Consider the following 22,137-nt stretch of genomic DNA (forward strand, 5'->3'; position numbering starts at 1 on the left):
GCCTTACTCGGGCATCTTGCGGAACGCGATCGCGAAGCGGTTCCACGAGTTGATGGTGCCGATCAGCAGCGACAGGTCGAACAGCTCCTCGTCGCTGAAGTGCGGCTTCACGGCTTCCCAGACGGCGTCGGGCACGTGGTTGTCGGCGATCAGCGTCAGCGCCTCGGTCCACTCCAGCGCCGCGCGTTCGCGTGCGGTGAAGAACGGCGTTTCGCGCCACGCGACGATGGTCGCGAGACGGCGATCGGTTTCGCCGCCGTTGCGTGCGTCGGTCGTGTGCATGTCGACGCAGAACGCGCAGCCGTTGAGTTGCGATGCGCGCAGGCGGACGAGTTCCGCGAGCGGCTTTTCGATCGAGCTCTTCGCGAGAAAGTCCTCGGCAGTGCGCATCACCTTGATGGCGTTCGGGCTGGCGGCATAGAAGTTCAGGCGCGGTTGCATGGCAGGTCCTCTGTCGGTGGATGCGCCCCGGGGGCGCGACAGGACCTACTTTAAGCATTCGATTGGCCTTTCAGAATGGCCAATTTTCTGAAAATTCAGGTAACCAGTTCGGCTGCGCCCGCCGCTCCCGAGCCGAGCAGCGCGGCCAGCGTCGCGAGCGCGGCATCGATGCGCAGCGCGTCGATGCCGCCATAGCCGAACAGCAGCCCCGCGCGCACCGGCACGCCGACGTGAAACGCGGCGGTCCCGTACAGCCCGATGTCGTGCGCGCGCGCCGCGCGAACCAGTGCGGCTTCGTCGAGCCCCGGCCTCAGGTGCGCGACGAGATGGATGCCGGCGCTCGGCACGACCACGTCGAACCACGGTGCGAGGTCGCCGCGCAGGTGCGCGATCAGCATCTTGCGGCGTGCGTCGTAGTGCTTCTGCACGCGGCGCAGGTGCCGCGCGAAATCGCCTTCGAGCATGAAGCGCGCGAGCGCGACCTGGGTCAGCGTGCAGCTGTGCCAGTCGACGATCTGCTTAGCCTTGGCCAGCGCGCCGCGCAGCGCGCGGGGCGGAATCGCGTAGCCGATCCGCAGCTCGGGAAAGATCGTCTTCGAGAACGTGCCGACGTAGGCGACGAGGCCCGTGCGGTCGAGGCTTTTCAGCGACTCCATCGGCCGCCCCTCGAAACGGAATTCGCCGTCGTAGTCGTCCTCGATGATCACCGCGCGCCGCCGCTGCGCCCATTCGAGCAGCGCGACGCGGCGCGCCAGGCTCATCGGCATCCCGAGCGGAAACTGGTGCGACGGCGTCACGTAGACGAGCCGCGCGTCGTCGGGCAGCCGCGTCGTGACGAGGCCGTGCGCATCGACCGGCACGCCGATCACCGTCGCGCCGAGCGACGCGAACGCGGCGCGGGCCGGCGGATAGCCGGGATCCTCGACCGCGACGACGTCGCCGGGCCGCACGACGACGCGCGCGATCAAATCGAGCGCCTGCTGCGCGCCCTGCGTGACGAGCACGTCGTCCCAGTTGCAGGCGACCGCGCGGTTGAAGCCAACGTAGCGTGCGATCGCGCCGCGCAGCTGCGGGTCGCCGGCCGGGTCGTGGTACTGGCCGGGTCCGCGCGCCTGCTGGCGCAGCGCATGGTGCAGGCAGCGCCGCCACGCATCGAACGGGAACAGCGTCTTGTCGGTCACGCCGCCGCGAAAGTCGAAGCCCGGCGTTTCCCGCGGCGTGGGCATTGCGGGCCCGTCGGGCAGTTCGCGCCACAGCGCGCGCGCGTCGACCGCGTCGATGCGCGGCGCGTCCTCGACCAGCGACGGCGTCGACGCGCCGGTCCGATGCGGGACGCGCGCGAGGCCGCCGGCGACGAACGTGCCGTCGCCGGCGCGCGTGGTCAGGTAGCCTTCGGCGGCAAGGCGCTCGAACGCGTCGAGCGTGGTCTTGCGCGACACGCCGAGCTGCTTCGCGAGATCGCGGGTCGACGGCAGCCGTGCACCGCTTTCGAGCCGCCCGTCGACGATCGCGGTGCGCAGTTGGCGGAAGATCTGGCCGCTCAGGTCGTGCCGGCCTTCGATGCGGATGGCGATATCCATCGCAGTGGTTACCTCAGTTGGAGGAATTTTGCCTGGATCGGCATGCCGGCAGTATGCCGCCGGATTGTCGGGGCGGGGAGGCTTCGCGCACGCGGCGCGATTCGGCGGGGAAGCGTCGGTTTGCCGATCGGCCACCCGCCGACGGCCGCCGGAACACGGCATCGCGCACGCCGGCCGGCGCGCGGGCGATTGGACCGCCGCATGCCGCTGCCTTACGATCGCGACATCCCGAGACTGGAGCGACGCCATGCTGTCCGAAGACGAACTTGCACTGCTCGACGCGATCCGCGCGACCGGCAGCCTGTCGCGTGCGGCCGCGCGTCTCGGCAAGGCGCCGTCGACGGTGTCGCACGCGGCGCGCCAGCTCGAGGCGCGCTTCGACGCGCTGCTGTTCGACCGGCGCCGCTACCGGCTGCAACTCACGCCGGCCGGGCAATTGCTGGCCGACGAGGCGTCGCGCCTGATGCTCGACGTCGCACGGCTCACGCGGCGCGTGAAGCAGGTCGCGAGCGGCTGGGAGGATCGGCTGTGGATCGCCAGCGACGAACTGCTGGAGTTCGACACGATGCTGCCGGTGATCCGAGCGTTCGACGCGCTCGAATCGGGCGTGTCGCTGCGCTTCACGCACGAGGTGCTCGGCGGCACGTGGGAAGCGCTGCGCGATGGCCGGGCGGACCTGGTGGTCGGCGCGACCAACGAGCCGCCGGCGATTCCGGGGCTCAAATGGTTCGAGCTGGGCGTGATGGACTGGGTCTTCGCGGTATCGCCGCGCCATCCGCTCGCGGCGATCGACGATGCGCTGTCGCGCGACGCGATCGGCGCGCATCGTGCGGTCGTCGTCGCCGATTCGTCGCGGCTGGTGGCGGGCCGCGTGTACGGGCTGCTGGGCGGGCAGCCGTTGCTCGCGGTGCCGTCGATGCGTGCGAAGATCCTCGCACAGCGCGACGGGCTCGGCGTCGGCTGGGTGCCGCGCGGGCGCGTGGCGTCGCTGCTGGCACGCGGCGAGCTGGTCGAGAAGCGGACCGCCGAGTCGCGCGGGCCGAACGTGCTGTATGTCGCGTGGCGCGGTGAGCGCGACGGCCGTGCGCTGCAATGGTGGCTGGAGCGGCTGCGCGAGCCGAGACTCGCGCAACGGTTGCTCGACGGGATCGACGTGCGCGGGTGACCGACGATGCGCATCGGGCGGAGATCCGGCGCGTCGGCGCGCCGACCTGACGGCTGGCCTGTTTCAGCGCATGAGCCGCGGGCGTGTCGCATCGCGGCGTCCCGCCTGCACGCCGAGCACGTAGATCGCCAGCATCGCGCTGGACAGGGCGAGCAGCGTCGTGAGTACGTCGCTGCCGAACGCCTTCATCAGCGCGCTCGCGACGAGCGGCCCCGCGATCGACGCGAAACCGAACGCGAGCGAAATCACGCGCATCGCGCGTCCGGGAGCGTCGCCGTTGGCGGCCGCGGCGGCGCACATCGCAAGCGTCAGGAACGCGCTGTTCGCGCCGCCGAGCGCGATTGCCGCGACCGTGGTTGCCCACGGCGACAGCGTCGGGAGTGCGAGCCCGAGCGCGGCTGCCGTGGCGATGGCTGCCGTCGCGACAATCGCGATCGCGAGTCCCGCGCGGTCGACGAGCCAGCCGACCGGCACCTGCATCGCGATGGCGCCGATGCCGAACTGCATCAGCAGCGTGGCCGCCTGCGTGCCGGACAGGCCGCGCCCCGCGGCGAAAAACGATAGCAGGCCGTACAGCGCGCCGTCGCATAAGCCGGCGACGGCGGCCACCACCATGCCGAGCCCGACCAGCGGCCCGAGCGGGGCGCGCGGGGCACGCATGTCCGGCCTGCGTGCCCGGACATGCGTGCGCGGGTCATAGGCGGTCGCCGTCAGCGGCACGGCCGCCAGCAGCGTAAACGCGATGCCGGCCGCGAACGTTGCGCGGCCGTCGACACCCGACGCGGCGGCGAACGCCGGCGCGACGACGCCGCCCAGGCCGATCAGCGCTTCGTGCACGCCGACGACGCGGCCGCTCGTTTCCGGCGGCACCAGCCCGTACAGCCAGGTCTCGTTGCCGATCCAGCGCAGGCCGAGCCCGAGACCGATCAGCGCGCCGGGTGCGATCCACAGCGGCCAGCCGGCGAACGGCATCGCGCCGAATCCGGCGAGCGTCGTCGCGAGCGCGAGCATCACCGTGCGCTTGGCGCCGACACGGGCGAGCAGCATCGGCGCGATCGCGAGGCCGGCGAGCATGCCGGCGAACTGCGCGCTGGAGAACAGGCCGACCTGCGACGCGGCGAGTCCGCGGCCCGCGAGCCAGACCGGCAACACGGTGAAGCCGAGGCCGAACTGCGCGATCTGCGCGCATGTCGAGACCGCGTTCAGCGACGCGACGGTGCGCCAGAGCGAAGTCATGATGCGCTGCCGGACGGCATCGGTTCGCCGTTTTCCCGGCATTCGACCGGGCAGCCGGCCGCGATGCAGGGACCGTCGTCGCAGAAGCGGCAGAGTTGCATCGAATGCGACGGATCGCGCGTCTCGTGCCACAGGATCTTGATCAGCAACTGCTCGAGCGTCGTCCGCTCGTGCGCGTCGAGCCGGCCCGTGATGCGCGACAGCATCTGTTCGCGCGCGTCGCGCAGCCGCTGCATCTCGGCGCGGCCGGCCGGCGTCAGCGCGAGCGAGACCGTGCGCTTGTCCGCGCCGGGACGCTTGTCGACGAGGCCGGCCTCGACGAGCGCGGCGATCGCGCGTACCGCGGCCGGATGCGACAGGTCGACCGCATCGCGGATCAGTTCGATCGATGCATTCGGGTACTGGGCGATCGCGTTGAGCATCGCGCGCGCGGTCTGGCCGGACGGCGCGGCCGCGACGTCGAGCCGGTTCATTTCGTCGCCGATCAGCAGCGCAAGCACGCCCAGCAGGTTTTCGGCACGGTGGGTCTTCGACATCGCTTCGCCTCGATATATGCGGAATGCATATATGCAGCCTACATGCATCGGGCGGGGCGTGCAAGCTGCGGTGCGCAAGCCGTCGACAGCGTCGGCGAAACTCGTTCGACGATTTCGAACGGGTGCTTCACGCCCGTCGTACGGCACGCGCCGGCTGCGCGCGCATCCTGTGTTCACGGTCAATCACCGGTTCACAGGAGAACATCATGCAACGCTTCGAAGGAAAAACCGTGCTCGTCACGGGCGGCAACAGCGGGATCGGCCTGGCGGCAGCCCGGGCATTCGCGGCCGAAGGCGCGCGCGTCATCATCACCGGGCGCGATGCGCACACGCTCGAAACCGCGCGGCAGGCGCTCGGCGCCGACGCGATCGCGATTCGCAACGAGGCTGGCACGGTTGCCGGCGCCCGCGCGCTTGCGGACGCGATCGCCGCCGCCGGCGCGCGGCTCGGCGCAGTGTTCATCAACGCGGGCGTCGCGAAGCTTGGGCCGTTCGCGGATACAGACGAGGCGCTGTGGGACCTCGTATTCGACACCAACGTGAAGGGCCCGTATTTCCAGATCCAGGCACTGGTGCCGCTGTTCAACCGTGGCGCGTCGATCGTGATCAACGGCTCGATCAACGCGCATGTCGGGATGCCGGGTTCGTCGGTCTACGCGGCAAGCAAGGCGGCCGTCAACTCGTTCGCGAAGACGCTGTCGACGGAGCTGCTGCCGCACGGCGTGCGGGTGAACGTCGTGAGCCCGGGGCCGGTGCAGACGCCGCTGTACGGCAAGCTCGGGCTCGACGCGGCGACGCTTGACGCGACGGCGGACAAGATCCGCGGGCTGGTGCCGGTCGGCCGGTTCGGGACGCCGGACGAAATCGCGTCGACGGTGCTGCACCTTAGCGCGCCGGAGTCGGCGTTCATCGTCGGCGCCGAAATCATCGCGTCGGGCGGGATGGGGCTGCTCTGACGCTGCCTCGCGCTGCGGCGGCCGCGTGACCGGGCGGCGCGATCACGCGCCGGCCCGGCCCGGGCTGCGGCTGCCGCGCCGGTTTGATCCGGCGGTGAGGAGGCGCATCGCCGGACCGCTGCAATTCTTTTCCGCGTCGTATATCTCCGTAGCATGCCGAACGACAGGAAACCCATGCGGATCGCATGGTCGAACGCGCGTTTACTAGACGACCGGTCTAATCCGAGGCTATCATCCGACCCGGTGATGCAACGAAGCCGCGCGCTGACAGGCGGATTCGTTGTCTCGACAGGGCAGGACCGGTTCAGCCGGCGCGGACCTGAAACTGCAACATGCGGCTGCGATGCTGATGATTCCGTCGAGGAGCCGGCGATTCGTGAAACCCGCGAGCGCGGCCTGACGGGCCAGGTTTGGGCATCTTTTTTTGCGCCTCGGCCTAGACGACTGGTCTAATACCGGACAATGCGCAGATTTCGACGCCCGCAGGCCGCACGTCGACGCGCGATCGCTGACTAACGGACAGGTACGGCGTCCGGCACGGCCATTGCGCCCGCCAGCCTGCCGCGCCGTGCGGCCCTGTTCCCGTCAATTTGAAAGGAGTGTCGATCATGAAGATCCTGATTGTCCTGACCTCGCACGATGCGCTCGGCGACACCGGCAAGAAGACCGGCTTCTGGCTCGAGGAACTGGCCGCGCCGTACTACGCGTTCAAGGATGCGGGCGTCGAGCTGACGCTGGCGTCGCCGAACGGCGGGCAGCCGCCGCTTGACCCGAAGAGCAGCGATCCGTCCGCGCAGACCGACGCGACGCGCCGCTTCGACGCCGATGCGGCGGCCAAGGCGGAGCTCGCGGCGACGCGCAAGCTGGCCGACGTGTCGATCGACGACTACGACGCGGTGTTCTATCCGGGCGGCCACGGCCCGCTGTGGGATCTCGCCGAGGATCTGCATTCGATCGGCCTGATCGAGCGCGCGCTCGCGGCCGGCAAGCCGGTCGCGGCGGTGTGCCACGCGCCGGGCGTGCTGCGTCACGTGAAGGACCCGAAAACCGCCGAATCGGTCGTGCGCGGCAAGCGCGTGACGGGCTTCACCAACAGCGAGGAAGCCGCGGTCGGGTTGACGGAAGTGGTGCCGTTCCTGGTCGAGGACATGCTGAAGACCAACGGCGCGCAGTTCGAGCGCGGCGCCGACTGGGCGCCGTATATCGTGACCGACGGGCTGCTGATCACGGGGCAGAACCCCGCTTCGTCGGAACCGGCCGCCGAGGCGCTGCTCGCCAGGCTCGGCCACCAGTAAGCACACGGCGCGGGACCGCGCCGTCACGTTTCCGTCGTCGGGCGCGCAGGCCCCGGCGACGCCCAGGATCGGGCCGCGCTGCAACGGCATCGCGGCTCATCCAGTCGTTTCGCAGAACCAAGCAAAGGAGTCGTGGATGTCTGCCCTGTTCGAACCGTTCAAACTCAAGGATGTCACGTTGCGCAACCGGATCGCGGTGCCGCCGATGTGCCAGTACGTCGCCGAAGACGGCGTCGTCAACGACTGGCATCACGTGCATCTGGCCGGCATCGCGCGCGGCGGTGCGGGCCTCGTGATCGCGGAGGCGACGGCCGTGTCGCCGGAAGGCCGCATCACGCCGGGCTGCGCGGGGTTGTGGACCGATGCGCAGGCTGCCGCGTTTGCACCGTCGGTCGCGGCGATCAAGGCGGCCGGCGCGGTGCCCGGCATCCAGATCGCGCACGCGGGCCGCAAGGCGAGTGCGAACCGTCCGTGGGAAGGCGACGACCATATCGCCGAAGGCGACCCGCGCGGCTGGCAGACCATCGCGCCGTCGGCCGTGCCGTTCGGCGCGCATCTGCCGAAGGTGCCGCACGCGATGACGCGCGACGACATCGCGCGCGTGCAGGCCGATTTCGTCGCGGCGGCGAAGCGCGCGCGCGACATCGGTTTCGAATGGCTCGAACTGCACTTCGCGCACGGCTATCTCGGCCAGAGCTTCTTCTCGGTGCACTCGAACCGGCGCGACGACGAATACGGCGGTTCCGCCGAGAATCGCGGCCGTTTCCTTGTCGAGACGCTGGCGGCCGTTCGCAAGGTGTGGCCCGAGCATCTGCCGCTGACTGCGCGTTTCGGCGTGATCGAGTACGACGGTCGCGACGACGAGACGCTCGCCGAATCGATTGCGCTCACGCAGCGGCTGAAGCAGGAAGGGCTCGACATGCTGAGCGTGTCGGTCGGCTTCTCGACGCCCGATGCGCAGATTCCGTGGGGCCCCGCGTTCCTCGCGCCGGTCGCCGAGCGCGTGCGCCGCGAGGCCGGACTGCCGGTGTCGTCCGCATGGGGGATCGATACGCCGCAACTGGCCAACCGCGTCGTCGCGGACCGGCAGCTCGATCTCGTGATGGTCGGCCGCGCGCACCTGGCCGATCCGCACTGGCCGTACTACGCGGCGAAGCAGCTCGGCGTCGAGCGTCCGTCGTGGACGCTGCCCGCGCCGTATGCGCACTGGCTCGAACGCTATCGCGTCGCCGACAAGGCCGCCTGACGACACACGGCCGGTCGCGCGGCTTGAAGCGCGCGTGACGGCCGCATCGGCCGTCCGCTCGCGGTGCGCGCGCACGACGCGCGCGGCCGCCGCGGCGTGCGTTCCGAGTTTCGATGGATAGAATGGCGGTTCGCGCAGGCATTTCGCCCGCGCGAACCGCCATTTTTCTTTCGACAGAGGTGCCATGCGCGCACACGCTTCGCCGTCTCACGATGATTCCGCCGCGCGGCCGCGCGCCCAGCGGATTGCCCGCGCCGTGCTGTACGCGGTCTTGCTGGTGCTCGCGCTGTGGGTGATCCGCGCCTTCATTCCCGCGATCGCATGGGCCTGCGTCATCGCCATCGCGATGTGGCCGCTGTTGAAGCGCTTCGAATCGCACCGGCTGTTCCGCGACCGGCCGACGGTCGTCGCGACCGTCATCACGGTCGCGATCTCGCTGCTGGTCGTGCTGCCGGTAGCCGTCGCGCTGACCCAGGCGATCGCGCAGGCGCACGACATGCGCGTGTGGCTGCGCACGATCCAGGACAACGGCATTCCGCTGCCGGACGTCGTCAGCCGGCTGCCGTACGGCTCGGCGCAGATCGCCGACTGGTGGCAGGCCAATCTCGGCCATCCGCTGCATGCGGCGTCGGCGATGCACGGCGTCAACAGCGAGAAGTTCATCGCGTTCGGCCGGCTGTTCGGCACGAAGCTCGCGCATGCGCTGCTCGAATTCGGCTTCATGCTGGTCACGCTGTTCGTCATCCTGCGCGCCGGGCACAAGCTGTCGGGTGCGCTGCTGCAGGGCGCGCGGCGCGCGTTCGGCGCGGACGGCGCGCAGCTGATCGAACGGATGGTCGGCGCCGTGAACGGCACGGTGACGGGGCTGGTCGTCGTCGGGCTCGGCGAAGGCGCGCTGCTCGGCGTCGCGTATGCGCTGGCGGGCGTGCCGCACGCGGCGCTGCTCGGTCTCGTCACGGCGGTCGCCGCGATGCTGCCGTTCTGCGCGCCGGTCGTATTCTGCGGCGCCGCGCTGTGGCTGTTCGTGCAGGGCGCGACGACCTGGGCCGTCGTGGTCGCCGTGACCGGCTTCGTGGTCGTGTTCGTCGCCGAGCATTTCGTGCGGCCGGTGCTGATCGGCGGTTCGGCGCGGCTGCCGTTCCTGCTCGTGCTGTTCGGCATCCTCGGCGGCGCGGAGACCTTCGGGCTGATCGGGCTGTTCGTCGGCCCCGCGCTGATGACGGTGCTGACGATGCTGTGGGCCGAATGGGTCGCGTAAATGGACGCCGGCGCCGATGCGCGTCATCGGCACGACGGCCGGAAGGCGTGCGCATCGTCCGTGTGCGAGCCGTCGGGCCGGCCGCGACGCATGCCGATCGACGTTGCGCCGGACACCCGCTCGCACACAGATCTCAACATTTCTTTTCGATTCGAACCCCAAGGTCGAGTAGCATGGGGCTTTCGGTCGCGCCGGCATGGCGCAGCAGAGTTTCCCCAGCATGCGATTGATTCCGATGTCCCGTCCCGCGGCGACGCTGTCTTTGGCGGCGAGCTGCCTGATGCTGCACGGCTGCGCGTGGTTCGACTCGTGGCTGCCTTTCTCCTATTCGCGGATGCCGCTGCCGAAGACCGCGTCGCGGCACGGCGCGACGCGCGAGGCCGTCGTGCGCGCGGGCGGCAACCCGCGCAGCGTATGGATGGTCCGCAACGGCAGCGGCGTCTGCTACAACTATCTGCTCGAGCACGGCAACGATCGCCGGCCTTACTTCGTCGTGTTCGACAAGGCCGGCGTCGTCACGCAGTACGGCTTCGACACGTGCATGGACGCCGACCGCAGCGGCCGGTTCCGGACGGGCAAGGGCGATGCGTCGTAGCGACTGCGGCGGCGATGCGCCCGCGCGTGTCGTCGCGTGAACGTCGTTACGCGATCGTGTCGACCACGCCGCCGTCGACGCGCAGCGCGGCGCCGGTCGTCGCCGAGGCCTGCGGCGAACACGTGTAGACGACGAGGTTCGCGACTTCCTCGGGCGTCGCCGGCCGCTGGATGATCGAGCTGGCGCGCTGGTTGCGCACGAAGTCCACGGCGACGTCCTCGACGCTGCGGCCGGTTTCGTCGGCCGTCTCCTTCAGCAGCGTGCGCACGCCTTCCGACAGCGTCGGCCCCGGCAGCACCGAGTTGACGGTCACGCGGGTGCCGGCCGCGAGCTTCGCGAGACCGCGCGCGATCGACAGCTGCGCCGTTTTCGAGAAGCCGTAGTGAATCATGTCGACCGGGATGTTCAGCCCCGACTCCGACGAAATGAACACGACGCGCCCCCAGTTGCGTTCGAGCATCCCTTTCATGTAGTGCCGCGCGAGGCGCACGCCCGACATCACGTTCATCTCGAAGTAATGGGTCCATTCGGCATCGTCGATGTCGAAGAACGGCTTCAGCCCGTAGATGCCCGCGTTGTTGACGAGGATGTCGGCATTCGCCGTGTGCTGCGCGATGCGCGCGACGCCGGCCGCGCCGGACAGGTCGGCGGCGATGCCGTCGAGGTCCGCGCCCGGTACCGCACCGCGCAGGTGCGCGAGCGCGGACTGCACCGACGCATCGCTGCGTCCGTTGACGACGACCCGCGCGCCGGCGCGCGCGAGCCCTTCGGCGATCGCGAGTCCGATGCCGGCGGTGGAGGCGGTGACGACCGCGGTCTTGCCTTTCAGATCGATGTGCATGAGCTTGACGGGAGAGGGTTGAACGGAAGCCGCCGCGCTGGCCGCGACGGCCGGAACTCCAAGCTTAGGCGAAACCGCGCGAGTCGGCAGCGCAGCGCCGTGCGCCGGTTGCGCGGCGCCGCGCAGTCTTGTACGGTGTGCGTTCGATATCCGTTCCGGGAGCCCGCCGCGTGAGCCGTTCCGCCAGCAAGACCGCCATGCCGTCGCCGTTCTGGCGCGACACTGCGCTGCCGTTCATCGAGGCGCGCACCGTCGACGACGGGCGCGCGATCTGCTACGCGAAGCACACGCACGACACGTTTTCGCTCGGCGCGATCGTCGGCGGCACCAGCACCTACGTGAACGGCAACACGAACGCGCACGTCGGGCGCGGCGTGCTCGTGATCATCGATCCGGAGCAGGTGCACGCATGCAATCCGTACGGGCCCGATGCGTGGGCATACCGGATGGTGTACGTGGACGTGCCGTGGCTCGCGCGGCTGCAGCATTCGCTCGGGCGCGACGCGAACGCCGATTTTCACGGCTTTTCGCCGAAGTTGACGGAGCGCCGCGACCTGTTCGTACAATTCGGCGGTTTCTATCGCACGCTCGTGTCGCCCGGCATCGACGCGCTCGGCAAGGAGAGCGCGGCGGTCGAATTCTTCACGCAGCTGCACGGCGCGCTCGATCGCGACCCGCCCGCCGCGCGGCCCGGCGACGACAACGCGAAGCTTGCGCGCGCGGCCGACTACATCGCCGCGCACTGCCGCCAGGCTGTCACGCTCGATGCGATCTGCGCGGCGGCCGATCTGTCGCCGTCGTACCTGATTCGTGCGTTCAACGCGCGCTACGGGATGACGCCGCATGCGTTCCTGATCGACCGTCGCGTGCAGTACGGCCGCAAGGAACTGCGCCGCGGCCGGCCGATCGCCGAGGTCGCGCTCGACGCGGGTTTCGCGGACCAGGCGCATTTCCAGCGCGCATTCCGGCGGATCGCCGCGGCGACGCCAGGGCAGTATCGCTGCGCGGCGAATTGACGGGCAGGGCGGCGGCCCGTTATCGGCGTGAACGGAAGCGCCTACACATCGAGCAGCAACAACGCGCTGCCGGCAAGCAGCAGCGCCATCGCGCGGTTGAATACGCGCATGCGCCGCGCGTTCGCGAGCCGGTGCCGCAACGACGCGCCCGCATACGACCAGCACGCGATCGACGCGAAACAGATCACCAGGTACAGCGCCGCGAATTGCCAGACCTGCGCCCGGTCGCCGTCGGACGCATACGCGCCCATCGCGGCGACACAGGCCAGCCACGCCTTCGGATTCAGCCACTGCATCGCCGCGCCGGTCGCCGCCGACGGGCCGGCTGCCTTCGCATCGGTCGGCAGCCTGCCGTCGTCGAGCGCGAGCCGCAGCGCCATGTAAAGCAGGAACGCGATCCCCGACCAGCGGGTGGCCGTCGTCAGCGCGGGCCAGTGTGCGAGCGCCGCGTGCAGCCCGAGGCCGATCAGCAGGAACAGCGCGACGAAGCCGAGCGTCGCGCCGGCCGCGTAGCGCAGGCTCGGGGCCAGCCCGTAGCGTGCGCCCGCGCCGAGCGCGACGATGTTGACGGGACCGGGTGTGATCGACGACGCCAGCGCGAACGCGGCCATCGAAACCAGCATGCTCATCGGATGTCTCCATGCGAATGTCTGAACTCGCATGGAGACTAAAGGCGCGGCACGCACGCGTATTGAAGAAAACTGCCCTCGGCGGCGCGCGGCCGCCTTCCATGAACAGGAGCAGGAGCGGCGTCAGTGATGCAGCACGCGCGTCGCGCGCGCCGGCGGCGCGGCCGGGGCGGGTGAGTCGGCGGCATCGGACGCGCGCAGCGGGCCGCCCGCGCAAGGCTCGGTCGACACCGAGAAGCCGAACGTATTGATGCCGCCCGCGCACGCGACGAACACGCTGCCGCCATGCATCTCCGCAACGGCCTTGACGATCGACAGTCCGAGCCCGTGGTTCTCCTTGCTGTTCGCGCGCGCTTCCTCGAGCCGGTAGAAGCGCTCGAATACGTGCGAGCGCCGTACCGGATCGATCGGCTCGCCGGGGTTCGCGACCGACACGTCGACCAGCGTGTCGCGGCGCGTGATCGTCACGTGCAGCGTGCTGCCGGGCGCCGAGTGCTGGATCGCGTTGATCAGCAGGTTGGTCATCGCGCGGCGGAACAGCGACGGATCGACCGCCGCGCGTGCGTCGCCGTGCAGTTCGGCGCGCAGCTGCGCCTCGTCGAGCGGGATTTCGAGGAAGTCGAGCATGCGCTGCACCTCGTCGGCGAGCGATACGCGCTTCAGGTCGGTCGCGCGTTCGCCGCGGTCGCTGCGCGACAGGAACAGCATGTCGTTGATGATCACGCGCAGCCGCTCGAACTCCTCGAGGTTCGATTGCAGCGTCTGGCGCATCCGGTCGACCGAGCGATCGCGGCTCGTCAGCGCGACCTGCGTCTGGCCGATCAGGATGCTGACCGGCGTGCGCAGTTCGTGCGCGACGTCCGCGTTGAACGCCTCGAGCCGCGCGTAGGTCTGCTGGATGCGGTCGAGCGCGCCGTTGAACGACGCGGCGAGTTCGCGCAGCTCGGCCGGCAGCGCGTCGGTATGCAGCCGCTGGCGGCGGTTCGCGAGGCTCACCGCGGCCGCGTCCTGCGACAGGCGATCGAGCGGCGCGAGCCCGAAGCGCGCGACCGCGCGGCTCAGCAGCAGCGCGACCACGGTCGCGGTCGCGATCAGCGCGGCGAGCGTCCAGCCGAAGCGGCGCAGCATCCGCTGCGTGCGTTCGCACGAGCTGGCGACGATCAGCTTCAGCGTCGGCCGCGCGCCGCTGCCGGCCACCGTGACGGTTTTCGTCATCACGTCGTAGCTGCTGTCGTTGAGCGCGTAGCGCTGGAACGCGCCGAACGGTGCGCCGACGGGCACGCCGTCGACGGGATGGCCGAAGCGGAAGTCCGAATTCGGCGTGTCGACCTGATAGCGCGTCGAACCGTCGGGCGGTTCGAGGTCGGCCAGTTTCTCCTTCATCAGGCGTCCGCGCTCGGGCGTGAGCGCATGCGACACGATCATCTCGGCGACCTTGGTGCGCGTGTCGAGCGTCGCGCGCAATTCGGCGAACAGCTGGCGCTCCATCATCACGAACAGCCCGCAGCCCACCAGCGTGAACACGAGCAGCGACACGATGCCGAACATCGCCGACAGCCGCAGCGTGATCGAGCGTTTCATGCGCGCCTCTCGGTGTCGCCGTCCTCGCGCGCCTCGAGCACGTAGCCCATGCCGCGGATCGTGTGCAGCAGCTTGTCCGCGAACGGGCCGTCGAGCTTCGCGCGCAATCGCTTGATCGCGGTCTCGACGACGTTCGCGTTGCTGTCGAAGTTCACGTCCCACACCAGCTCGGCGATCGTCGTCTTCGACAGCACCTCGCCGCTGCGCCGCGCAAGCACGCCGAGCAGCTGGAATTCCTGCGCGGTCAGGTCGAGGCGCGTGCCGTCGCGCGTCGCGCGGCGGCCGATCAGGTCGACGCGCAGGTCGCCGATCGAGATCAGCGTCGATTCCTGCACGCGCGCGCGGCGCGTCAGCGCGCGCAGCCGCTCGATCAGCTCGAGGAACGAAAACGGTTTGGTCAGGTAGTCGTCGGCGCCGCCGCGCAGCCCGCGCACGCGGTCGTCGACGCGGTCGCGCGCGGTCAGCATGATGACGGGCGTCTGCTTCTGCGCGCGCAGCGCGCGCAGCACGCCGAAGCCGTCGAGCTTCGGCAGCATCACGTCGAGCACGACCACGTCGTAGTCGAATTCGACGGCTTTCCATGCGCCGTCCTCGCCGTCGAGCGCGGTATCGACGACCCAGCCTTCCTCGGTCAGGCCGCTCTTCAGGTATTCGACGACTTTCGGTTCGTCTTCGACGATCAGCACTTTCATGTTCGGATCCGTTCTCCGCGTAACCGGTCAGGGGCTGACGCCCGCGGCGCGCTGCGGGCCCGCCGCCGCGACCTCGGACGGCGCGGCGCCGTCCGTTGCGCGGCCGTCCCATCCGCCGCCGAGCGCCTTCGCGAGAAACACGACGAGCGCCGCACGCTGGCCCTGGATCTGCACGGCCTGCCGCTCGCTCGTCAGCAACTGCTGTTCGGCCGTCAGCACGTCGATGAACGGCGTCAGCCCGCCCGCATAGCGATCCTGCGCGAGCGACACGAGCTTGCGCGCGTCGTCGACGGCGGCGGACGCCTGCTGCGCGGCTTCGGCCAGCACCGACAGGCCCGTCACCGCATTTTGCACCTCCTGGAACGCGGTGAGTACGGTCTGCCGGTAGTTCGCCTGCGCGGCGACATAGCCGGCCTGCGCGAAATCGACGCCGGCCTTCAGCTTGCCGCCCTCGAACAGCGGCTGGCTGACCGACGCGCCGATCGACCACAGCAGCGCCGGCACCGTAAACAGGCCCGAGAAGCGCGTCGCGTCCCAGCCGATGTCGGGCGACAGCGCGATGCGCGGGAAATACGCGGCGCGCGCGACGCCGATCTGCGCGTTGGCGGCGGCCATCGCGCGCTCGGCCGACGCGACGTCGGGCCGCCGCTGCAGCAGGTCGCTCGGCAGGCCGGTCGGCAGCGCGGGCGCGTTGATCGGCACCACGCGCGGCGGCAGCGAGAACGCGGGCGCCGGCGTGCCGACCAGCGTCGCGATCGCGGTTTCGACCTGCGCGCGCTGCTGGATCAGCAGCTGCGCCTGCGTGCGCGTCGCGTCGAGCTGCGCGCGCTGTTGCAGCAGGTCGAGGCCCGACACCGCGCCGAGGTCGTGGCGCGACGTCACGTAGTCGAGCGCCTTTTGCTGCAGGTCGATCGAGCGCTTGACGACGTCGATCTCGGTGTCGAGTTCGCGCAGCGAGAAATAGCTCGATGCGAGATCGGCGCTCAGCACCAGGCGCGCGTTCGCGAAATCGTCGCGCGCCTGCTCGGTGCTCGCCTGCGCGGATTCGACAGTGCGCCGCACGCGGCCGAACAGGTCGAGCTCGTAGCTGACGCTCGCGCCGACCTGGATGTCGTTCTGCACGGTCGACTGGTTCGGCATCGCGTAGTTGGTCTGCGGCCGGTCGGCCGAGATCTTGAAGCGCTGGCCGCTTGCGTTCAGCCCGACGGCCGGGTATTGCGCGGACGCGACCGACGCGAGCGTCGCCTTCGCCTGGTCGTAGCGCGCCGCGACGACCTTCAGGCTCTGGTTGTTGCGCAGCGCTTCGGCCTCCAGCGCGTCGAGCTGCGGATCGCCGAACGCGGTCCACCATGCCGGATCGAGCGGTGCGCGGGCCGGCGCGGCCGGGTGCCAGTACGCGTCGGCCGGATCGAGCCGCCACGCGGCCGGCGTGTCGACCGCGGGGCGCCGGTAGTCGGGGCCGACCGTGCAGCCGGCGACGGCGGCCGCGGCGGTCACGATCGCAGCGAGCGCGGCGGGGCGCAGGCGCGCGTGCATCGCGATCACGACTTCGCTCCCGCGGCGGCGGACGCCGGTTTCGCGGCCGGCGTCGACACGACGACCTGGTCGCCGTTCGCGAGCGAATCGCTCGGGTTCGACACGAGACGGTCGTTCCGCGTGAGCGGGCCGTCGACTTCGAGCGTCTGCCCGATCGTGCGCACGATCGTGACCGATTTCAGGCGAATCCGGCCGTTCGCGTCGACGGTCGCGACCGTCGGGCCTTCGGCGCGGAACAGCAGCGTGCTGGCCGGGATCTGCAGGCGGCCGACCGGCGTCATCGGCAGCGTCGCCTGTACGTACGCGCCGGGCAGCAGCCGGCCGTCGGGGTTCGGCAGCGTGATCTCGATCTGCAGCGAGCGCGTCGCGACGTCGATCGCCTCGGCGGTGCGCGTGATCGTCCCGTCGAAGGTCTGGCCCGGCAGCTCGGCCTGCGCGACGCTCACGTGCTGGCCGACCTTCACCTGCTGCGCATAGGCCTGCGGCACCTGCACGTAGAGGCGCAGCCGGTCCGCCTGCACGACCGTAAACAGCGCGCGGCCCGCGTTGCCCGAATTGACGAGGTCGCCGACGTCGACGTTGCGCTGCGTGACGATCCCGTCGATCGGCGCGACGATGCGCTGGAAGCCCTTCAGCTCGGTGAGCCGGCGCATGTTCGCGTCGGCCGCGGCGAGATTCGCGGTGCCCTGATTGAATGCGCCTTGCCGGTCGTCGAGTTCCTGCTGCGACACGGCATCGCGCTGGCGCAACTGCTGCGCGCGATCGAACGACGTCTTCGCGAGCGCGAGCGCCGCCTGCGCCTGCTGGCGCTGCGCGGTCGCCTGCGCGAGCTCCTGGTTCAGCTCCGGCGTGTCGAGTTCGGCGAGCAGCTGCCCCTGCTTCACGTGCGCGCCGATGTCGGCCTGCCAGCGCAGCAGGTAGCCGCTCGCGCGCGCGTAGATCGGCGCCTCCACATAGCCGCGCAGCGTGCCGGGCAGCGTCAGGTGGCCGCCGGTGGCCGCGTCGACCGGATGCACGACGTTCACGTACTGCCGCGCATTCTGCTCGGCGATCGCGTCGAGCCGGCCGCGGTTCAGCACGTTGACGACGATCGTGCGCGCGGCGCCGGCCGCCAGCAGCACGCCGATCACGATCAGCACGATGCGTCCGCGCCGCGACACGGCCGCGCGCGGCGGCAGGTGCATGCCGTGTTCGTCCACGTGGATGCCGACGGTGCTGTGATGTTTCTCTTCCATGAATTCAACCGGTCAGGATGCGTAGCAGGGGTCAGTGTCCGGCGGCCCGGCGCTCGCGCCGGCGGGCCAGCCGCGAATGCACGCCGCCGAATACGAGCGGCACGAACAGCAGCGTCGAGACGGTCGCGAACAGCAGCCCGCCGATCACCGCGCGGCCGAGCGGCGCGTTCTGCTCGGCGCCTTCGCCGAGGCCGAGCGCCATCGGCACCATCCCGATGATCATCGCGAGCGCCGTCATCAGCACCGGCCGGATCCGCGTCGCGCCGGCTTCCAGCGCGGCGGTGAGCGGCGGCGCGCCGGCTGCGAGGCGCTGCCGCGCGAACGACACGACGAGAATGCTGTTGGCGGTCGCGACGCCGACCGTCATGATCGCGCCCGTCAGCGCCGGCACGCTCAGGTGCGTACCGGTGATGAACAGCATCCACGCGATGCCGGCGAGCGCGGCCGGCATCGCGCTGATGATGATCAGCGGGTCGAGCCACGACTGGAAATTGACGACGATCAGCAGGTAGACCAGCACGATCGCCATCGCGACGCCCGCGCCGAGGCCGACGTACGACGTGCGCATCGTCTCGATCTGGCCGCGCATCGTCAGGTCGGTGCCGCGCGGCAGCGTCGCGCGCGCGTCCGACACGATGCGGTCGATCTCGCCGGCGACCGAGCCGAGGTCGCGGCCCTCGACGCTCACGTACAGGTCGATCGCCGGGCGGATGTTGTAGTGCGTGACGATCGCCGGATTCTCGGTGCTGCGCACCTGCACGAGGTTGCCGAGCAGCTGCAGCGGCGTGCCTGCCGCGCCGCTCGCCGACACGGGCGTGCCGAGCAGGTCGTCGACCGACGCGATGCTGTATTGCGGGGTCTGGATCTGCAGCGGGTACTGGACGCCCGTCTTCGGGTTGATCCAGAACGACGGCGTGGTCTGCGCACTGCCGGACAGCGAGATCAGCATGTTCTGCGCGACGTTCTGTGCGGACAGGTTGAGCTGCTGCATGCGCGTACGGTCCATGTCGGCCAGCAGGGTCGGCTCGTCGTTGCGCTGCAGGACGTGCGCGTCGACGGCGCCGGGGATTTGCCTGATCTTTTTCATCAGGCTGCTCGCGATTGCCATGTTACTCGCGAGATCGTTGCCGAGCACCTGCACGTCGATCGCGGCCGGCTGGCCGAAGTTGAGGATCTGCGTGATGATGTCCGACGGCTGGAAGAAGAACTCGATGCCCGGGAAACGCTCGGGCAGCTGCGCGCGCAGCGCCTGCACGTAGTGCTGCGTGTCGCGGTGGCCGGGCTTCAGCGCGATCAGGATTTCGCCGTCGAGCGAGCCGACCGTGCCCGTGTTGCTGTACGACAGGTTGATGCCGCTCACCGGCAGCCCGAGGTTGTCGACGATCGTGCCGAGTTCGTCGGGCGGGACGATTTCGCGCACCACGCGCTCGACCTGGTCGGCGAGGCGCGCGGTTTCCTCGATCCGGTAGCCGGTCGGCGCGCGCATGTGCAGCCGGATGTTGCCGGAATCCGCATTCGGGAAGAAGTCGCGGCCGAGCACGAACACGAGGCCCGTCGACAGCACGCAGAAGCCGAGGAAGCACGTCGCGTAGAAGCGGCGGCGCACCAGCAGGATGCTGAGCAGCACGATGTACCACGCGCGCAGCCGTTCGAACGCGTTGTTGAACGCGTGATGCGCGCGCGCGAAGCGCCCGGTCGCATGGTCGGGCCCGGTGCCGGCCTGCTGCGGGCGGAACAGCAGCATCGCGAGCGTCGGCACGAGCGTGCGCGACAGCACGTACGACGCGAGCATCGCGAACACGACCGCTTCGGCGAGCGGTACGAACAGGTAGCGCGCGACGCCCGTCAGGAAGAACATCGGCACGAACACGATGCAGATGCACAGCGTCGACACGAACGCGGGCACCGCGATCTCGCCCGCGCCTTCGAGGATCGCGTCGTGCAGGTTGGTGCCGAGGTGCAGGTGGCGCTCGATATTCTCGATCGTCACGGTTGCATCGTCGACGAGAATCCCGACCGCGAGCGCGAGCCCGCCGAGCGTCATGATGTTGATGGTTTCGCCGAGCGCGGACAGCACGATCAGCGACGTGAAGATCGACAGCGGAATCGAGATCGCGATGATCAGCGTGCTGCGCCAGTTGCCGAGAAACAGCAGGATCATCATCGCGGTCAGCACGGCCGCGATCAGCGCTTCGTGGATCACGCCCTGCACGGCGGCACCGACGAATACCGACTGGTCGAACAGCGGCGTGATCGTGAGCCCCTCGGGCAGCGTCGGGATCACCTTCGGCAGCAGCGCCTTCAGGTCCGACACGACCTTCAGCGTCGACGCGTCGCCGCTCTTCAGGATCGACACCAGTACGCCGCGCTGGCCGTTCTGGCGCACCACGTTGGTCTGCGGCGAGAAGCCGTCGCGCACCGACGCGACTTCGCCGAGATAGGTCGTTGCGCCGTTGACGGTGCGGATCGGCAGGTGCGTGATGTCGGCGATCGTGTCGGCCGACGCGTTGGTGTCGATCCGGTATTCGGTCTGCCCCATTTTCGCGGTGCCGGTCGGCAGGATCAGGTTCTGCACGTTGACCGCGTTGACGATGTCGGCCGGCGTCAGGCCTTTCGCTCGCAGCGCCTGCGGATCGATGTCGATCGCGACGACGCGCGTGCGGCCGCCGTACGGGTACGGGATCTGCGCGCCCGGGATCGTGATCAGTTGCGGGCGCAGGAAGTTCAGCGCGACGTCGCCGAGGGACTGCTCGCTGAGCGTCTTGCTCGACAGGCCGAGCTGGATCACCGGGATGCTCGACGCCGAGTACGTGATCACGAGCGGCGGCGTCGCGCCCTGCGGCATCTGCCGCACGATCGCCTGCGCCGATGCGACGGTCTGCGCGATCGCCGTCTGCACGTTCGCGCCGGGCTGCAGATACACCTTCACGACTGCGATGCCGGGCAGCGAGGTCGACTCGATGTGCTGGATGTTGTTGACGGTCGTCGTCAGCGAGCGTTCATGCACGGACGTGATGCGGTCGCTCATCTCCTTCGCGGAGAAGCCGGTGTACGACCAGATCACGCTGACGACCGGGATGTTGATCGACGGCAGCACGTCGACGGGGGTGCGCATCAGCGCAAGCGGCGTGGCCAGCACGATCATGATGGCCATCACGATGAACGTGTAGGGGCGCCTGAGCGCGAGGTTGACGATCCACATGGAGGCAGCGGGGCAGGCGTGGTCAGGCGGCGGTAAAGGGAACCCGAATGATAGGCGTCGAGCTGGAACGGGTTACTGACGCGAAACTGGCGGAATTGTCAGTTTCGGGCGCGGCGGACGGCCGGCGATTCCGCAGATGAAATGCGCGCGGATGCGCCGTTGCGCAACCGTCTGCCGGAACGGATCCGGGTGCGGCCTCGGCGTCGGTTTCGCTCATCGGGCTGCGCTCAGATCTGTTCCATGCCGACCCGCGCGAGCGCCGCCAGATCGACGACCTCGATCTGGTTGTACGCGAGCCGCAGCACGTCGCGCTTCTCGAGCTGCTGCAGCGCCTGGTTGATTCGCTGCCGCGACACGCCGACCAGCATGCCGAGCTCTTCCTGCGAGATCGCGAGCGACGGGCCGGTGTCCGGATACAGGTCGGGGTTGAACAGTTGCGCGAGCGCCTGCGCGACGCGCGCATCGACGTCGAGCAGCCGGCTGTTCTGGATCGACGCGATGAATTCGCCCATCCGGTTGTTGAGCTGATGGATCACGAAGCGCGTAAACGGCAGGCTGGTGTCGAGCAGCGCATGGAACGTGTCGGCCGGCACGAACAGCACGGTCGAGCGCTGGATCGCGACGACCTCGTACTTGCGCGGCTCGCGCTTGATCACGCTGCCTTCGCCGAACCAGCCGCCGGACGGCACGCCGGAAAACGTGCAGCCGCGCCCGGACGCATTGAAGATCGCCAGCTTCAGCAGCCCGCGATGCACGCCGATCCAGTACTCGGACGGCGCGAGCCGGTGTGCGATCACGTCGCCGGCCTCGCGCACTTCGGCGCGCGACTGCGCGAGCACCAGCGCCCGGTGTTCGGGCGCGAGCGCGCGGAACCACGCGCACTGGCCGAACAGCACGGACGGCGGCGGCAGCGGGCCCGGTTCGGTCGTCGGTTCGGACGCGGGACGCGCGGTGTCGGACGGGGCAGCGATGTCGTCGTGCATGGATGCGGGTTTGCGAGGATAGGGATAACGCGAGGCGCTCGAAAGGCACTCTGTCGTTTCGATGACAGACGGCTCACAATAGCGCCCGTTAGGCTGTCGGCAATTGAACCACAT

19 protein-coding genes are annotated in these 22,137 nt (G+C 69.6%); 7 read left to right on the forward strand and 12 right to left on the reverse strand.

Annotation, left to right across the window (positions count from 1 at the left end; translation table 11 throughout):
• Positions 1 to 3 precede the first annotated feature (3 nt).
• Complete coding sequence (locus BST28156_RS24950; protein ID WP_174903610.1) at positions 4 to 441, reverse strand: carboxymuconolactone decarboxylase family protein; 438 nt, start codon at positions 439 to 441, stop codon at positions 4 to 6.
• Between the two features lie 95 nt (positions 442 to 536).
• Positions 537 to 2,021, reverse strand: a complete 1,485-nt coding sequence (gene pdxR / locus BST28156_RS24955; RefSeq protein ID WP_174903611.1) for a MocR-like pyridoxine biosynthesis transcription factor PdxR — start codon at positions 2,019 to 2,021, stop codon at positions 537 to 539.
• Positions 2,022 to 2,268: 247 nt separating this feature from the next.
• Here pdxR and BST28156_RS24960 point away from each other — a divergent pair, with 247 nt between their 5' ends.
• Entirely contained in the window at positions 2,269 to 3,186 is a 918-nt protein-coding gene (locus tag BST28156_RS24960; protein WP_174903612.1) for a LysR family transcriptional regulator, read from the forward strand.
• Between the two features lie 63 nt (positions 3,187 to 3,249).
• On the opposite strand, the gene BST28156_RS24965 is transcribed toward BST28156_RS24960, so the two are convergent.
• Both BST28156_RS24965 and BST28156_RS24970 read right to left on the reverse strand, forming a co-directional pair.
• The gene (locus BST28156_RS24965; protein ID WP_174903613.1) at positions 3,250 to 4,422 is read right to left on the reverse strand and encodes an MFS transporter; all 1,173 of its coding nucleotides are present in this window, start codon (positions 4,420 to 4,422) and stop codon (positions 3,250 to 3,252) included.
• Positions 4,419 to 4,958: a MarR family winged helix-turn-helix transcriptional regulator gene (locus tag BST28156_RS24970; RefSeq protein ID WP_174903614.1), complete on the reverse strand. Its 540-nt coding sequence runs from the start codon at positions 4,956 to 4,958 to the stop codon at positions 4,419 to 4,421. The genes BST28156_RS24965 and BST28156_RS24970 overlap by 4 nt, the downstream gene beginning before the upstream one ends.
• A gap of 206 nt (positions 4,959 to 5,164) precedes the next feature.
• Between BST28156_RS24970 and BST28156_RS24975 the strand changes: the two genes are divergently transcribed.
• From BST28156_RS24975 to BST28156_RS24995, 5 genes are all read left to right on the forward strand, one after another.
• Positions 5,165 to 5,914, forward strand: coding sequence for an SDR family oxidoreductase (locus BST28156_RS24975; protein WP_174903615.1), 750 nt, complete (start codon positions 5,165 to 5,167; stop codon positions 5,912 to 5,914).
• Positions 5,915 to 6,522: 608 nt separating this feature from the next.
• Positions 6,523 to 7,209, forward strand: a complete 687-nt coding sequence (locus BST28156_RS24980) for a type 1 glutamine amidotransferase domain-containing protein (RefSeq protein ID WP_060238223.1) — start codon at positions 6,523 to 6,525, stop codon at positions 7,207 to 7,209.
• 136 nt (positions 7,210 to 7,345) lie between these two features.
• Complete coding sequence (locus BST28156_RS24985) at positions 7,346 to 8,455, forward strand: NADH:flavin oxidoreductase/NADH oxidase (protein ID WP_174903616.1); 1,110 nt, start codon at positions 7,346 to 7,348, stop codon at positions 8,453 to 8,455.
• A gap of 184 nt (positions 8,456 to 8,639) precedes the next feature.
• On the forward strand, positions 8,640 to 9,713 hold the full coding sequence (locus tag BST28156_RS24990) for an AI-2E family transporter (RefSeq protein WP_174903617.1): 1,074 nt from the start codon (positions 8,640 to 8,642) through the stop codon (positions 9,711 to 9,713).
• 220 nt (positions 9,714 to 9,933) lie between these two features.
• Positions 9,934 to 10,308 (forward strand): hypothetical protein, encoded by a 375-nt coding sequence (locus BST28156_RS24995; protein WP_174903618.1) that lies wholly within the window; start codon positions 9,934 to 9,936, stop codon positions 10,306 to 10,308.
• A gap of 46 nt (positions 10,309 to 10,354) precedes the next feature.
• On the opposite strand, the gene BST28156_RS25000 is transcribed toward BST28156_RS24995, so the two are convergent.
• Positions 10,355 to 11,149: an SDR family NAD(P)-dependent oxidoreductase gene (locus BST28156_RS25000; protein WP_174903619.1), complete on the reverse strand. Its 795-nt coding sequence runs from the start codon at positions 11,147 to 11,149 to the stop codon at positions 10,355 to 10,357.
• A 197-nt stretch (positions 11,150 to 11,346) separates the two neighbouring features.
• Here BST28156_RS25000 and BST28156_RS25005 point away from each other — a divergent pair, with 197 nt between their 5' ends.
• A complete protein-coding gene (locus tag BST28156_RS25005) occupies positions 11,347 to 12,165 on the forward strand; it encodes an AraC family transcriptional regulator (protein ID WP_060238214.1) in 819 nt (272 codons plus the stop codon).
• A gap of 41 nt (positions 12,166 to 12,206) precedes the next feature.
• On the opposite strand, the gene BST28156_RS25010 is transcribed toward BST28156_RS25005, so the two are convergent.
• The 7 genes from BST28156_RS25010 to BST28156_RS25040 all read right to left on the reverse strand — a co-directional run bounded on the left by BST28156_RS25010 (position 12,207) and on the right by BST28156_RS25040 (position 22,023).
• Positions 12,207 to 12,794 carry a LysE family translocator gene (locus BST28156_RS25010; protein WP_174903620.1) on the reverse strand — a complete coding sequence of 196 codons (588 nt, stop codon included), beginning with the start codon at positions 12,792 to 12,794 and terminating at the stop codon, positions 12,207 to 12,209.
• Positions 12,795 to 12,917: 123 nt separating this feature from the next.
• Positions 12,918 to 14,375, reverse strand: a complete 1,458-nt coding sequence (locus tag BST28156_RS25015) for a heavy metal sensor histidine kinase (RefSeq protein WP_174903621.1) — start codon at positions 14,373 to 14,375, stop codon at positions 12,918 to 12,920.
• Positions 14,372 to 15,067, reverse strand: a complete 696-nt coding sequence (locus tag BST28156_RS25020; protein WP_009688307.1) for a heavy metal response regulator transcription factor — start codon at positions 15,065 to 15,067, stop codon at positions 14,372 to 14,374. Before BST28156_RS25020 ends, BST28156_RS25015 begins: the two co-directional genes overlap by 4 nt.
• Positions 15,068 to 15,094: 27 nt before the next feature.
• On the reverse strand, positions 15,095 to 16,603 hold the full coding sequence (locus BST28156_RS25025) for an efflux transporter outer membrane subunit (protein WP_060239076.1): 1,509 nt from the start codon (positions 16,601 to 16,603) through the stop codon (positions 15,095 to 15,097).
• A gap of 5 nt (positions 16,604 to 16,608) precedes the next feature.
• The gene (locus BST28156_RS25030) at positions 16,609 to 17,838 is read right to left on the reverse strand and encodes an efflux RND transporter periplasmic adaptor subunit (RefSeq protein WP_060238209.1); all 1,230 of its coding nucleotides are present in this window, start codon (positions 17,836 to 17,838) and stop codon (positions 16,609 to 16,611) included.
• A gap of 31 nt (positions 17,839 to 17,869) precedes the next feature.
• On the reverse strand, positions 17,870 to 21,040 hold the full coding sequence (locus BST28156_RS25035) for an efflux RND transporter permease subunit (RefSeq protein ID WP_174903622.1): 3,171 nt from the start codon (positions 21,038 to 21,040) through the stop codon (positions 17,870 to 17,872).
• Positions 21,041 to 21,267: 227 nt separating this feature from the next.
• A complete protein-coding gene (locus tag BST28156_RS25040; protein WP_244131500.1) occupies positions 21,268 to 22,023 on the reverse strand; it encodes a Crp/Fnr family transcriptional regulator in 756 nt (251 codons plus the stop codon).
• Positions 22,024 to 22,137 lie beyond the last annotated feature (114 nt).

Source organism: Burkholderia pseudomultivorans (assembly GCF_902499075.1).
GTDB classification, from domain to species: Bacteria; Pseudomonadota; Gammaproteobacteria; order Burkholderiales; family Burkholderiaceae; genus Burkholderia; species Burkholderia pseudomultivorans.

What these genes read in the sequence shown, in the direction of transcription:
- BST28156_RS24950 (WP_174903610.1), bottom strand. Translation starts at nt 441, where the DNA reads ATGCAACCGCGCCTGAACTTCTATGCCGCCAGCCCGAACGCCATCAAG.
- pdxR (WP_174903611.1), bottom strand. Translation starts at nt 2,021, where the DNA reads ATGGATATCGCCATCCGCATCGAAGGCCGGCACGACCTGAGCGGCCAG.
- BST28156_RS24960 (WP_174903612.1), top strand. Translation starts at nt 2,269, where the DNA reads ATGCTGTCCGAAGACGAACTTGCACTGCTCGACGCGATCCGCGCGACC.
- BST28156_RS24965 (WP_174903613.1), bottom strand. Translation starts at nt 4,422, where the DNA reads ATGACTTCGCTCTGGCGCACCGTCGCGTCGCTGAACGCGGTCTCGACA.
- BST28156_RS24970 (WP_174903614.1), bottom strand. Translation starts at nt 4,958, where the DNA reads ATGTCGAAGACCCACCGTGCCGAAAACCTGCTGGGCGTGCTTGCGCTG.
- BST28156_RS24975 (WP_174903615.1), top strand. Translation starts at nt 5,165, where the DNA reads ATGCAACGCTTCGAAGGAAAAACCGTGCTCGTCACGGGCGGCAACAGC.
- BST28156_RS24980 (WP_060238223.1), top strand. Translation starts at nt 6,523, where the DNA reads ATGAAGATCCTGATTGTCCTGACCTCGCACGATGCGCTCGGCGACACC.
- BST28156_RS24985 (WP_174903616.1), top strand. Translation starts at nt 7,346, where the DNA reads ATGTCTGCCCTGTTCGAACCGTTCAAACTCAAGGATGTCACGTTGCGC.
- BST28156_RS24990 (WP_174903617.1), top strand. Translation starts at nt 8,640, where the DNA reads ATGCGCGCACACGCTTCGCCGTCTCACGATGATTCCGCCGCGCGGCCG.
- BST28156_RS24995 (WP_174903618.1), top strand. Translation starts at nt 9,934, where the DNA reads ATGCGATTGATTCCGATGTCCCGTCCCGCGGCGACGCTGTCTTTGGCG.
- BST28156_RS25000 (WP_174903619.1), bottom strand. Translation starts at nt 11,149, where the DNA reads ATGCACATCGATCTGAAAGGCAAGACCGCGGTCGTCACCGCCTCCACC.
- BST28156_RS25005 (WP_060238214.1), top strand. Translation starts at nt 11,347, where the DNA reads ATGCCGTCGCCGTTCTGGCGCGACACTGCGCTGCCGTTCATCGAGGCG.
- BST28156_RS25010 (WP_174903620.1), bottom strand. Translation starts at nt 12,794, where the DNA reads ATGAGCATGCTGGTTTCGATGGCCGCGTTCGCGCTGGCGTCGTCGATC.
- BST28156_RS25015 (WP_174903621.1), bottom strand. Translation starts at nt 14,375, where the DNA reads ATGAAACGCTCGATCACGCTGCGGCTGTCGGCGATGTTCGGCATCGTG.
- BST28156_RS25020 (WP_009688307.1), bottom strand. Translation starts at nt 15,067, where the DNA reads ATGAAAGTGCTGATCGTCGAAGACGAACCGAAAGTCGTCGAATACCTG.
- BST28156_RS25025 (WP_060239076.1), bottom strand. Translation starts at nt 16,603, where the DNA reads ATGCACGCGCGCCTGCGCCCCGCCGCGCTCGCTGCGATCGTGACCGCC.
- BST28156_RS25030 (WP_060238209.1), bottom strand. Translation starts at nt 17,838, where the DNA reads ATGGAAGAGAAACATCACAGCACCGTCGGCATCCACGTGGACGAACAC.
- BST28156_RS25035 (WP_174903622.1), bottom strand. Translation starts at nt 21,040, where the DNA reads ATGTGGATCGTCAACCTCGCGCTCAGGCGCCCCTACACGTTCATCGTG.
- BST28156_RS25040 (WP_244131500.1), bottom strand. Translation starts at nt 22,023, where the DNA reads ATGCACGACGACATCGCTGCCCCGTCCGACACCGCGCGTCCCGCGTCC.